This is a genomic window from Klebsiella sp. 10982 (assembly GCF_048589245.1).
Classification (GTDB): domain Bacteria; phylum Pseudomonadota; class Gammaproteobacteria; order Enterobacterales; family Enterobacteriaceae; genus Klebsiella; species Klebsiella quasivariicola.
Genome location: NZ_JBMAXV010000001.1, coordinates 120,642 through 133,193, shown reverse-complemented (window position 1 = coordinate 133,193; position 12,552 = coordinate 120,642). Strand labels below are relative to the sequence as shown.

Annotated in this window: 11 protein-coding genes; 6 read left to right on the top strand and 5 right to left on the bottom strand. The window is 58.1% G+C overall.

Features of this window, described 5'->3' with window-relative positions:
* Positions 1 to 99 precede the first annotated feature (99 nt).
* Positions 100 to 1,521: an MFS transporter gene (locus ACKLKD_RS00590; protein ID WP_004181124.1), complete on the top strand. Its 1,422-nt coding sequence runs from the start codon at positions 100 to 102 to the stop codon at positions 1,519 to 1,521.
* 10 nt (positions 1,522 to 1,531) lie between these two features.
* Positions 1,532 to 2,755, top strand: a complete 1,224-nt coding sequence (locus ACKLKD_RS00585) for an acyl-CoA dehydrogenase family protein (protein WP_025714655.1) — start codon at positions 1,532 to 1,534, stop codon at positions 2,753 to 2,755.
* A gap of 44 nt (positions 2,756 to 2,799) precedes the next feature.
* Here the strand turns inward: ACKLKD_RS00585 and ACKLKD_RS00580 are convergent, their stop codons facing one another.
* The 5 genes from ACKLKD_RS00580 to queF form a co-directional block, all read right to left on the bottom strand.
* Positions 2,800 to 3,741, bottom strand: a complete 942-nt coding sequence (locus ACKLKD_RS00580; RefSeq protein ID WP_087804602.1) for an aliphatic sulfonate ABC transporter substrate-binding protein — start codon at positions 3,739 to 3,741, stop codon at positions 2,800 to 2,802.
* A 137-nt stretch (positions 3,742 to 3,878) separates the two neighbouring features.
* Complete coding sequence (locus ACKLKD_RS00575) at positions 3,879 to 5,246, bottom strand: L-serine ammonia-lyase (RefSeq protein WP_025714652.1); 1,368 nt, start codon at positions 5,244 to 5,246, stop codon at positions 3,879 to 3,881.
* A 65-nt stretch (positions 5,247 to 5,311) separates the two neighbouring features.
* The gene (locus ACKLKD_RS00570; RefSeq protein ID WP_025713707.1) at positions 5,312 to 6,601 is read right to left on the bottom strand and encodes an HAAAP family serine/threonine permease; all 1,290 of its coding nucleotides are present in this window, start codon (positions 6,599 to 6,601) and stop codon (positions 5,312 to 5,314) included.
* Between the two features lie 508 nt (positions 6,602 to 7,109).
* On the bottom strand, positions 7,110 to 8,477 hold the full coding sequence (ppnN, locus tag ACKLKD_RS00565) for a nucleotide 5'-monophosphate nucleosidase PpnN (protein ID WP_008806258.1): 1,368 nt from the start codon (positions 8,475 to 8,477) through the stop codon (positions 7,110 to 7,112).
* Between the two features lie 111 nt (positions 8,478 to 8,588).
* The gene (gene queF, locus ACKLKD_RS00560) at positions 8,589 to 9,434 is read right to left on the bottom strand and encodes an NADPH-dependent 7-cyano-7-deazaguanine reductase QueF (protein WP_025713708.1); all 846 of its coding nucleotides are present in this window, start codon (positions 9,432 to 9,434) and stop codon (positions 8,589 to 8,591) included.
* Between the two features lie 68 nt (positions 9,435 to 9,502).
* Here queF and syd point away from each other — a divergent pair, with 68 nt between their 5' ends.
* The 4 genes from syd to ACKLKD_RS00540 all read left to right on the top strand — a co-directional run bounded on the left by syd (position 9,503) and on the right by ACKLKD_RS00540 (position 12,252).
* Positions 9,503 to 10,048 carry a SecY-interacting protein gene (gene syd / locus ACKLKD_RS00555; RefSeq protein ID WP_025713709.1) on the top strand — a complete coding sequence of 182 codons (546 nt, stop codon included), beginning with the start codon at positions 9,503 to 9,505 and terminating at the stop codon, positions 10,046 to 10,048.
* A gap of 632 nt (positions 10,049 to 10,680) precedes the next feature.
* Positions 10,681 to 11,010: a YqcC family protein gene (locus tag ACKLKD_RS00550; protein ID WP_025713710.1), complete on the top strand. Its 330-nt coding sequence runs from the start codon at positions 10,681 to 10,683 to the stop codon at positions 11,008 to 11,010.
* The gene (gene truC, locus ACKLKD_RS00545) at positions 11,010 to 11,804 is read left to right on the top strand and encodes a tRNA pseudouridine(65) synthase TruC (RefSeq protein WP_025713711.1); all 795 of its coding nucleotides are present in this window, start codon (positions 11,010 to 11,012) and stop codon (positions 11,802 to 11,804) included. Before ACKLKD_RS00550 ends, truC begins: the two co-directional genes overlap by 1 nt.
* A 4-nt stretch (positions 11,805 to 11,808) precedes the next feature.
* The gene (locus ACKLKD_RS00540; RefSeq protein ID WP_025713712.1) at positions 11,809 to 12,252 is read left to right on the top strand and encodes a flavodoxin; all 444 of its coding nucleotides are present in this window, start codon (positions 11,809 to 11,811) and stop codon (positions 12,250 to 12,252) included.
* Positions 12,253 to 12,552 lie beyond the last annotated feature (300 nt).

Below are 12,552 nucleotides of genomic sequence, written 5' to 3'. Positions count from 1 at the left end.
TTGATTATGTTGATTTTTATAGAATGATTTGTTGTTTTGATTCTCGCCGCGCGCGGTCTATAACCGCTAATGACCTGCAAAAAATAATAAGGTGAAAAAATGAGTACATTACCAGTGGATAATCCCGGTATCGCTTCGGTACCGGTCAGTAGCGTCGGGGATGTGGCGCGGCTAATTAATTCCGGCAAGGAACAAGCGAAATATGCGCGGATGATTGTCTTCCTCGCGCTGGGGGGCGTTTTTCTCGACGCGTATGACTTAACTACGCTCTCCTACGGTATTGATGACGTTGTGCGTGAATTTCAGCTCTCACCGCTGCTGACCGGCCTGGTAACCTCTTCCATTATGGTCGGGACCATCGTCGGCAATATTATCGGCGGCTGGCTGACCGATAAATATGGTCGCTATTCGGTCTTTATGGCTGATATGTTCTTTTTCGTGATTTCGGCTATCGCCGCCGGGCTGGCGCCAAACGTCTGGGTGTTGATTGGCGCCCGCTTCCTGATGGGCATCGGCGTCGGCATCGACCTGCCGGTGGCGATGTCCTATCTGGCCGAGTTTTCCCGCTTTGCCGGCAAAGGCAACAAAGCGGCTCGCCTCGCGGCATGGTGCCCAATGTGGTACGCCGCCTCAACCGTCTGCTTTCTCATTATCTTCGGCCTCTATTTCCTGCTGCCGCAGGAGCACCTGGACTGGCTGTGGCGCGCCTCCCTGCTGTTCGGCGCCGTACCGGCACTGCTGATTATTGCCGTCCGCAGCCGGTTTATGAACGAATCCCCGCTGTGGGCGGCCAACCAGGGCGATCTGACCTCTGCGGTACGTATTTTACGCGACTCCTGGGGGATCCATGCCCATGAGGTTCCGGCGGCGAAGCCGGCGCCAGCGCCGAAAGTGAGCTTCCGCGTGCTGTTCGAAAAACCCTACCGCGAGCGGACTATCGTCGCCGGGGTGATGAATATCTGTATCTCCTTCGAGTACACGGCGATTGCCTTTTTCCTGCCGTCAATTCTTGCCCAGTTCCTTGGGGCTGGCGTCTTCGAAACCATTTCGGCATCGCTGGGGCTGAACGCCCTGTTTGCTTTTACCGGCGGGCTGCTCGGTATGCATCTGGCGTGGAAATATCCTTCGCGTCATGTGGCGATAGCCGGCTTCGCCCTGCAGTTTGTGGCGCTGATTGTGCTGGCGCTGGTGGGGCAACCGCACGCGACGGCAGGTATCGTGCTGGCTATCGCGATGCTGGGGCTGTGGCTGTTCGCCGAAGGGTTTGGCCCGGGGGCGCAGCTGATGATCTACCCGGCGCTCTCCTATCCCACCGCCATCCGTGCCACCGGAGTCGGCTTCAGCCGGGCGCTCTCCGGGATCGGCAGCGCGCTGGCGCTGTTTATTCTGCCGCTGCTGCAGGCCTCGCTTGGCACGCAGATGTTCTGGGTGGTCTCGCTTGCCGCCATTATTCCCATTTTCTTCCTGCTGGCGGTCCGTCATGAACCGACGCGAGAAGATATCGACGCAATCCATGAATAAGGAACCAAAGATGACCTTACTCTCCACAGGCACCGATTATGACGCGCTGGCGGCCGCCTTCCGCCCGATATTCACCCGTATCGCCCAGGGCGCTGCGGAGCGCGAACAGCAGCGCATTCTGCCCGATGAGCCGATCCGCTGGCTGAAGGAAGCGGGCTTCGGCACGCTGCGTATCCCGCGCGAGAAGGGCGGCTGGGGCGCTTCGCTGCCGCAGCTCAGCGCGCTGCTGATCGAGCTGGCGCAAGCGGACTCTAACCTGCCGCAGGCCCTGCGCGCGCACTTTGCTTTTGTGGAAGATCAGCTTAATCAGCCGGATTCCGCCGGGCGCGACCGCTGGTTTCGTCGCTTCCTCGACGGCGAGCTGGTGGGCAGCGGCTGGACGGAGATCGGCGCGGTTAAGCTGGGAGAGGTGAACACCCGGGTGACGCCGGCAGAGGAGGGCTGGCGTCTCGATGGCGAGAAGTTTTACAGCACCGGCGCGCTGTACGCCGACTGGATCGATGTGTTTGCCCGGCGCAGTGATACCGCCGGCGACGTGATAGCCCTGGTCAGCACCCAGCAGACCGGCGTGGTGCGGGAAGATGACTGGGATGGCTTTGGCCAGCGGCTGACCGGCAGCGGAACCACCCGCTTTACCGGCGCCCGGGTGGAAACCGAACATGTTTATGATTTTGCCCGGCGTTTTCGCTATCAGACCGCCTTCTACCAGCATGTGCTGCTGGCGACCCTCGCGGGCATTGGCCTGGCGGTTGAGCGGGATGCGGCGCAGGGCGTCAAACAGCGCTCCCGGATGTACAGCCACGGTAACGCCGCCGTGCCGCGCGATGACGCTCAGGTGCTGCAGGTCGTTGGGCAGATCAGCAGCTGGGCATGGGCGACCCGGGCCGCGGTCCTGCAGGCCGCGGAATCGCTGCAGCAGGCCTATATAGTGCACGCCAGCGACGACGACGCGCTGATCGCCCGGCGTAACCAGCTGGCGGAAGTGGAAGCGGCGCAGGCGCAGGTGATCGCCAGCGACTGGATCCCGCGGGCGGCGACGGAGCTGTTTAATGCCCTCGGAGCGTCGGATACGCGAACCCGCCTGGCGCTGGATCGCCACTGGCGCAATGCGCGGACGGTCGCCTCGCATAATCCGGTGATCTATAAGGCACGCAATATCGGAAACTGGTTGGTGAACGGTGAAGCGCCCACCTTTATCTGGCAGATTGGCAATGGTGAGAAAACGGCGGGGTAAGCCCATCGGCGGCGGGGGCGCAATGCCTCCCGCCGCCGGGAAAATTAAGGTTTATCCAGCGACCAGGTGGCGCTGCGCACGTCGACTTTTACCGGCAGCAGGCCGATGCGCGTAAAGGTATCCGCCAGCGCCTGCTGTTCGTTATACACCGCCGGCGTCATGCGTTCGGCACCATAGGGCAGGCTGGCCAGGGTCTTCAGCCAGATGGCTTTATCCAGCCCGGTTGAGGTTGACAGCAGCCCGGCGGCTTCGTCCTGATGGCTGTTCGCCCACGCGCTGAGTTTACCCAGCTCATCCACCACCTGCTTTGCTGTCTCCGGATAAGTATCCGCAAACTTACGGCTGGCGAGATAGAAGGTGTAGTGCGGCACCAGCCCCTCGGCATTGCGGATCTGCCGGGCTTTCGCGTTGGTTTCCACTTCTGCGAGGAACGGATCCCAGATCACCCATGCATCAATCGCCCCGCGCTGGAACGCGGCGCGGGCGTCCGCCGGCGGCAGGTAGACCGGGGTGATGTCTTTATAGCTGAGGCCCGCTTTTTCCAGTGCGGCAACCAGCAGGTAGTTGACGTCAGACCCCTTGTTCAATCCCACGCGCTTGCCTTTCAGGTCGGCCACGCTGCGGATTGCCGACTGTTCAGGCACCACAATCGCTTCCGTTTTCGGGTTGGCGGGGGAATGGGCAAGGTAGACCAGATCGGCTTGCGCCGCCTGGGCAAAGGCCGGAGGCGCATCGCCGGTGGCGGCCAGATCGATACTACCGACGTTCAGCCCCTCCAGCATTTGCGGCCCGGCGGGGAATTCGACCCAGCGTACGGCAATGCCCTGTTTTTTCAGGCTCTCATCCAGGGTGCCGCGATACTTCAGCAGCGCGAAGATATTCGCCTTTTGATAGCCGATGTTGACGGTTTCCGGCGCTTTGGCCAGCGCAGAGGTAGAGAGGGCGGCGAGGACCAGCAGCCAGGCGGGGCGGAATCGGTTGGACATTGTCTGTTCTCCTTAGCGTTTTGCGTAAGGTAACAAACAGCGCTTATAACCATTAAATAACTAAAATTTTATTGATATAACCAAAGTGGTGGTTCAGGGCGATGACCCGACACGCCGAGGCGTGCCGGGTACGAGGATTAATCGCAGGCGACGATCTTCATCGCCAGGCCACCGCGAGAGGTTTCCCGGTACTTGGCGTTCATGTCTTTACCGGTTTCGTACATGGTCTCGATCACTTTATCGAGGCAGACGCGCGGCTCGCTGGTCCGGCGCAGCGCCATTCGTGCGGCGTTGACCGCTTTCACGGCGGCGATAGCGTTGCGTTCGATGCAGGGCACCTGCACCTGGCCGGCAACCGGGTCGCAGGTCAGGCCGAGGTTATGCTCCATGGCGATCTCTGCCGCGATGCACACCTGACCCGGGCTACCGCCCAGCAGTTCCGCCAGACCGGCTGCCGCCATCGAGCAGGCGACACCCACTTCACCCTGGCAGCCGACTTCGGCACCGGAGATGGAGGCGTTCATCTTATACAGCGAACCGATGGCGCTGGCGACCAGCATATAGCGGGCCAGGGAGTTGCTGTTCACCTTGCGGATAAACTTGTCGTAGTAGGCCAGCACCGCCGGCACGATACCGCAGGCGCCGTTGGTCGGCGCGGTTACCACCCGGCCACCGGCGGCGTTCTCTTCATTCACCGCCAGGGCGAACATATTGATCCAGTCGACCACCGCCATGGGATCGCTGTTGGTGGTGTCCTGGCTCACCAGCATGCGGCGCAGCGCGGCGGCGCGGCGCGGGACGCGGAGTTTGCCCGGCAGGACCCCTTCGGTGGTGATGCCGCGCTCAATACCGGCGCTCATCACTTCCCATACTGCGGCGAAGTGTTGCTCAAGGGCTTCTTTGCTGTGCAGCGCCAGTTCGTTCTGCATCATCAGGCCGGAGAGCGACAGCCCGGTTTCACGGCAGTGACGCTGCAGGTCGGCGGCGTTTTTGTAAGGGTAAGGAACGGCAACCGGCGCCTCGGTAGTCTGGCCAAAGTGCTCCTCATCGACGATAAAGCCGCCGCCGATAGAGTAATACGTCTGGCTGTAGAGCACTTTGTCGCCGGCCAGGGCGGTGATGCGCATGCCATTCTCATGCAGCGACAGATTGTCGGCATGGAAATTCATGCACTGATCCACCGGGAAGTCCACTTCGTGCTGACCGTTGGCCAGCATCAGGCGGCCATGGGTATTAACGTCCTGAATAAAGCCCGGAATGGCGTCGATGTCGACGGTATCCGGCAGGTTGCCAGCGAGTCCCATGATAATCGCGATATCGGTATGGTGGCCTTTACCGGTCAGGGAGAGGGAGCCGTAGACGTCGACGACGACTTTGCTGACGTCGGCCAGCAGGCCGCGCGCGATCAGGTCGTCAGTGAATTGTTTGCCCGCTTTCATCGGTCCAACGGTATGGGAGCTGGAAGGGCCAATGCCGATTTTAAAGATATCGAATACGCTGATCATATGTATTCCCGTGCTGTCGGAAAGCGCGCCGCCGTAAAGCGGCGCGGGGGGAGGCGTTGAATGAATTAGCTGAACAGCGAGTAGAAAATCGCGGAGATGGCAATCAGGCCCATAATCACCACGAAGACGTTGCTGATATGGCCGCTGTATTTACGCATCGCCGGCACTTTCTGAATCGCGTACATCGGCATCAGGAACAGGATCATCGCGATAATCGGGCCGCCCAGTGTCTCGATCATCCCGAGGATGCTCGGGTTCAGGGTTGCCACAATCCAGGTGGTGATCAGCATGAACAGCGCGGTCAGCTTGTTCAGTTTGTTGATTTCAATCGATTTGCCTTTACTGCGCAGGGATTTAATCACCATGCCGTTAAAGCCTTCGCGGGCACCCAGATAGTGGCCGAGGAAGGATTTAGTGATGGCGATCATCGCGATGATCGGTGCCATCCAGGCGATAACCGGCGCGTTAAAGTGGTTTGCCAGGTAAGACAGAATCGAGATGTTCTGTTCTTTCGCTGCGGCGAGGTCAGCCGGAGAGAGGCTCAGGACGCAGCTGAAGACGAAGAACATCACGGTCAGCACCATCATGATGTGCGCGCGAGCGAGGATGCTGGAGCATTTCTTCTCAGCGCCTTCGCCGTACTCTTCACGTTTGGCTACCGCGAAGGAAGAGATGATCGGCGAGTGGTTGAAGGAGAAGACCATCACCGGGATCGCCAGCCACAGGGTCATCAGCAGGCCGTTGCCGGTAACGGAAGCGCCGCTCAGGGAGAGCGTCTCCAGCGCCGCGCCGTTCCACTGCGGGATCAGATACAGAGCCAGCACCATCAGCGCGATAACGAACGGGAACACCAGCACGCTCATCGCTTTCACAATCATCTGCTCACCGAAACGCACGATGGTCATCATGCCGACGATCAGGATCAACGACAGAATGGCGCGCGGCGGCGGCGTCATGTGCAGCTGATGCGCCATGAAGGTTTCGACGGTGTTAGTGATCGCCACGCTGTAAACCAGCAGGATCGGGTAGATAGCGAAGAAGTAGAGCAGGGTAATCAGCTTACCTGCGCCCACGCCGAAGTGTTCTTCCACCACTTCGGTGATGTCTTCGCCCGGGTTTTTCCCGGAGAGGACGAAACGGGTCATGCCGCGGTGAGCGAAGAAGGTCATCGGGAAGGCCAGAATCGCCATGATAATCAGGGGGATCATGCCGCCGACGCCGGCGTTGATCGGCAGGAACAAGACGCCCGCGCCAATCGCTGTACCGTACAGGCCCAGCATCCACATGGTGTCGGTTTTACGCCATCCGCTGCGGGTTTCGCCCGAAACGATGGTGCTGGTTTGAGTGGTTTCCATCTGTATCTCCTGGAGGAATCAACAAAATCTAATGAATAAATACAATTGCGTAACACGAAATTCGTTTAATTACGGTCTTTTTAGAAATTTTCTCCGTAATAATTGGGCCGGAAAGATACATTTATATGGTTTATGCATCAGTGATCGCGATCTCAAATGCAATAATCCACTTTCAATGTGCGTATTTTTAGTCCAACAGCCTGTTTTTGGTGATCAGCCAGCGATTTGTGGCGCGCAGGCTACCATTTGCAGCATATGAGATAAAAGCGTAGCGGCGTAATAACGAGGGATTTACTGTAAAAAAGAGAAGCAGTCGACGTTTTTGCGCTTAAAACCATTTTTTACAGTGATAATTGTCGCAGTTTTTACAAACGCAAACGTTTGGCTATGTAAAAAAATTCCAGGTATTTGATGGGTAACAGAAAGCTTTTTGGCGCGTTCTGGAAGCCAGAGGAGGAGGGCCCGCCGGGGCAGACATCAGGCGATGCCCCGGCGGGAAAGCAGAAGATCAGGCGATGATTTCGTAGCAGGGAATATAGGCGGTGCCGCCCGGGAGCTTCATGCGGTGCTGGGCGACGAAGCCCTGCAGCAGATCGTCCATACGGCGCATCATCTCCGGATCGCCGTGGAGTTTGTAAGGACCGTACTGCTCAATGGCCTGGATACCCACCTCTTTGACGTTCCCCGCGACAATGCCGGAGAAGGCGCGACGCAGGTCGGCGGCCAGCACTTCCACCGGCTGGTCCGGAGAGAGTTTGAGATTGGCCATGTTCTCGTGGGTCGGATCAAACGGCATCTGCAGGTCCGGCGAAATGCGAATCGACCAGTTGAAGCTGTAGGCGTCATCGGTCTCGCGACGGCTCTCTTTCACCAGCGGCATCGCTTTTTTCATCTGCCGCGCCACTTCCGCCGGATCGTCGATGATGATCCGGTAGTGGCGACGAGCGGATTCGCCCAGAGTATGGGTGATAAACTCGTCCAGTACGCGGAAATAGTCGGCACTCTCTTTCGGTCCGGTGAGGATCAGCGGCAGCACCTGCGCTTTATTCTCCGGATGCATCAGAATGCCCAGCAGATAGAGCAGCTCTTCGGCGGTGCCGACGCCGCCCGGGAAGATAATGATCCCGTGGGCGATGCGCACGAAGGCTTCCAGACGCTTTTCGATATCCGGCATGATGATCAGCTCATTGACCAGCGGGTTTGGCGGTTCCGCGGCGATAATGGACGGCTCGGTCATGCCGATAAAGCGGCTGTCTTTGTAGCGCTGCTGCGCATGGCCAACGGCGGCGCCTTTCATCGGCGCTTCCATCGCGCCAGGCCCGCAGCCGGTGCAGATGTTCAGTTCCCGCAGACCCAGCTGCGTACCGACACGGCGGGCGTAGAGGTACTCGTTCTCGTTGATCGAGTGGCCGCCCCAGCAGACGATCATGTTCGGCGCTTCGCCGACGTGCAGCGCGCGGGCGTTGCGCAGGATCGAGAATACCAGGTTGGTAATATGGACCGAGCTTTCCAGATCGAGGTTCGGGAAGCGAACCGTATTGTGGATCTGGCCGTAAACGAACAGGATATCGCGCAGCACGGCGAACAGGTTGGCCTGCAGGGAACGGATGATGCGCCCGTCAACGAAGGCCTCCTCCGGCGGGTTGATCAGTTCCAGCTTCACGCCGCGTTCGCGACGCAGCACGTTAATATCGAAATTTTCAAAACGGGAGAGCAGCTCCTTGCTGTTATCGGTCAGGCTCCCCGAGTTGAGCACCGCAAGCGAGCAGTTGCGAAAGAGTTGATACAGGTCACTGCTGGCGGTGCGCTTAAGCATATCCACTTCCAGCTGCGACAGCATATCCATTGAACCAAGCGGGCTAACATGTGTAATCAAGTGAACTCCTTACAGGACGCTTATCGTCTTCCTGAGATTACAATAGCCCTGTGAACCGCGTTTCCACAACCTTGCGCGCGTCTAAACGCACGCAAATTGTGAAATTGTTTATTATTGTCGGGCGAGGCGGCCGGTGGCAGGGGAAAAGTCGCCGTTGCTGCGCCAGGGGTTAATATCCAGCCCGCCGCGTCGCGTGTAGCGCGCGTAAACGGAAAGCGATTCCGGCTGGCAGAAACGAAGAATATCGTTAAAGATGCGTTCGACGCACTGCTCATGGAATTCGTTATGGTGGCGGAATGAGACCAGATAGCGCAGCAGCTGCTCGCGGTCGATTTTTGCCCCTCGATACTGGATCTGCACCGAGCCCCAGTCCGGCTGATGGGTGATAAGACAATTGGATTTCAGCAGGTGGCTGACCAGCGTCTCTTCCACGATTTTGCCGCTGGCGGCGCCCTGCAGGTAGTCGGCGCTGAACTGATAGTTATCGATCTCGATATCCTGATCGTCGATGCAGGTGCCGTGCAGATGGGCGATCGGCTGGCCTTCCAGTTCATCCAGTCGATACAGCGACACCTTGACTTCACCCTGCGCGCAGGCGCTCAGATCGCGAGTCAGCGTCTCTGCAACGTCCTGCCAGCTGGCGAAACGGGTCTGGTTAAAGCTGTTGAGATAGAGCTTAAAGCTTTTCGACTCCACCAGATTAACGCTGGTATCAGGCAGCTCGACGTGGCCGACGGCCACCTGCGGCAGACCTTTGGCGTTGAGCCAGGAGAGTTCGTACAGCGTCCAGATATCGGCGCCGTGAAAGGGCAGGTTATCGGCATGCAGGCCCAGCGGGTCGCGATTGAGGCTACGCGGGACGCCCTGCAACAGCGAGGCGTCATAGGTATCGCGGTAATCGGTTGATTTACCGAGCGTCAGGCCGGCGAGCGCCTGATGATTATCGTAAGAAGACATGTTTCACCATAGTAAAGCGGGTACACTATCTTCCCAGTGTATCCTGTCTAACGTGAAGAGAGAAACCGGTGGACCATCAGACCGCAGAAGCGCTGCGCGCTTTTACCCAACGTTATTGCGCCGCCTGGCAACAGCAGCGTAACAGTCTGCCGCGCAGCGAAGAGCTTTACGGCATCCCGTCGCCTTGCGTCGTCGATACCGAGGCTGAGGCTGTTTTCTGGCAGCCGCAGCCGTTTACGCTGGCGCAAAATATCAGCGCAGTTGAACGCGCCCTGGATATTGTGGTACAACAGCCGCTTCATTCTTATTATACCACTCAGTTTGCCGGCGATATGACCGGCCGGTTTGCCGGCGAAACGCTGACGCTGTTGCAGACCTGGAGTGAAGAGGATTTCCAGCGGGTGCAGGAAAACTTAATCGGGCACCTGGTGGTACAGAAGCGGCTGAAGCTGGCGCCGACGCTGTTTATCGCGACCCTCGAGAGTGAACTGGATGTGATTTCCGTCTGTAATCTCAGCGGCGAGGTGATCAAAGAGACCCTCGGCACCGCCAAACGCATTACCCTTTCTCCCTCGCTTGCGAGTTTCCTCAACCAGCTTGAGCCGGTTCTGTAAGCCAGTCTGCTTAGTCATTTGTGAGAGATCTCTTACAAAACCTGTAAGAGATCGTCATCATTTAAGGCAAATTTAATCCACCCTTTTTTTAGTAAGTTATTGGTATTGAATTAGATCTTAATTTTTTCGTCCTTTTGAGTGGGGACTAATCTTAAGAGATTGTCTCAAGAAGGGTTGTAAGACGAGGCAGAATCAGTGATCCTATGTCTGTCGACAGGGAGTCGCGAAATGAAGCGAACATCAGGATGATGGCGCTTCTGCAGGACCCGCCAGGATGGCGTTGCAAGGACAGGCTTCAGGATGAAGCAAGGATAACGCAGGATCGCGTAATGGACACCTCCAGGATGGAGAAAGAGAGCCGCTCAGGATGAACGGTGGATCAGGAAGATCGGGACAAACTTAAGGATAAGTCATTTCGCATCGGGGTGGTGTGAAAGCAGGATGCACTTGTTTAAGGATGAACGTAGTCAGGAGACCTTAGGAAAAGTTTTCAAGGACGAGCAGGGAGCACCAATGTAGCGGGACTGCTGCAAAACGAACCGGGAGCACTGTTTATACAGTGCTCCCTTTTTTTATTTCTCCTGCGGATTTGCTATCCTGCGCGCGGTTTTTAACTCATCGAGGTTTTCCCCATGACTCTTCACGATAGCGTGCGCGATCGTCTGCGCGCCATTGAAGCCCTGCTGCGCGAAACAGAGCACTGGCAGGAGACGGCGCCGGACAACAGCGCCTTCGCCAGCGATAAGCCGTTTTGCCTGGATACCCTGGAGCCGCTGGAGTGGCTGCAGTGGGTCCTGATCCCGCGTATGCACCAGCTGCTGGAGAGCGGTCAGCCATTGCCGCAAAATTTTGCCGTTGCGCCTTATTACGAGATGGCGCTGGATCAGGCGCACCCGGTTCGCGAATCCATGCTGGCAGAACTTCTGCTGTTAGATGCGCTGTTTGCCGGTGAGCAGGCCTGATGCTGGAGATTATCTACCAGGACGACTGGCTGGTGGCGGTCAACAAACCGTCGGGCTGGCTGGTCCATCGCAGCTGGCTCGATCGCGACGAGAAAGTGGTGGTGATGCAGACTGTGCGCGACCAGATTGGCCAGCACGTTTTTACCGCTCACCGCCTCGACCGGCCCACCTCCGGCGTGCTGCTGATGGGGCTGTCGAGCGAGGCGGGCCGCCTGCTGGCGCAGCAGTTTGAACAGCACCAGATCCAGAAGCGCTACCATGCGATCGTCCGCGGCTGGTTGATGGAAGAAGCGCTGCTGGATTACCCGCTGGTGGAAGAGCTGGATAAAATCGCCGATAAATTTGCTCGTGAGAACAAAGATCCGCAGCCGGCGGTGACCCACTACCGTGGCCTGGCGACGGTGGAGATGCCGGTGGCGACCGGGCGTTATCCCACCACGCGCTACGGGCTGGTGGAACTGGAGCCGAAAACCGGCCGCAAGCACCAGCTGCGCCGCCATCTGGCCCACCTGCGGCACCCGATCCTCGGCGACAGCAAGCACGGCGATCTGCGGCAAAACCGCAGCGCCGCGGAACATTTCGGCTGTCACCGCCTGATGCTGCACGCCAGCGAACTGTCGTTAACCCACCCTTTTACCGGCGAGCCGCTGACGTTGCGCGCCGGTTTTGACGATGTCTGGATGCGCGCGCTGTCGCAGTTTGGCTGGCGCGGGCTTCTCCCGCTAAATGAAAGGGTTGAGTTTGCCGACGACTGCGGTCAGGATGAAGAGAATAAGGTCAATCCAGGGAGATAATAGCATGGCGGAAGTCGGAATTTTTGTCGGCACCATGTATGGCAACTCGCTGCTGGTCGCGGAAGAAGCAGAAACCATTCTGAGCGGGCTGGGGCATAAAGCGACAGTATTTGAAGACCCGGAAGTGAAAGACTGGGAATCTTATACGGGGAAATATGTGCTGGTGGTCACCTCCACGACCGGGCAGGGCGACCTGCCGGACAGCATCGTTCCCCTGTATGAGGGGATCAAAGATATGTATCAACCCCATCTGCGCTACGGCATTATCGCGCTGGGCGACAGCACCTATGCTAACTTTTGCGGCGGTGGCCTGAAGTTCGATCAACTGCTGCAGGAGCAGGGCGCGAAACGCATCGGCGAGATGCTGCAGATTGACGCCAGCGAAGATCCGGAGCCGGAAGGCGTTTCCAATCCATGGGTTGAGCAGTGGGCCACCCTGCTTGAATAAAAGCGCTGCCCTCTCCCTACGCAGAGGGCGCCCTTTCCACACGTCGCGGCCAGATACGCAGACGCAGAAATTGTAGCGCTTTCCGCGCACCACGCCTTTAGGCAAACGCCACAATATCCTTAGCAATATCATGGGCTAAGCCAGCCAGTTTCACCGGGTCAAGAGAGGCATTTCACACTCCGGCCCTTTTTACCGCGCTTTTGGCCGCAGGCGGCGCTGGTTTTTCATTTCCGTGAACTTCCCCCCATTCTTTCAGGCATACGCCATAAACCGCCTGCTATGGCGGCAAAAAAGCTGTGT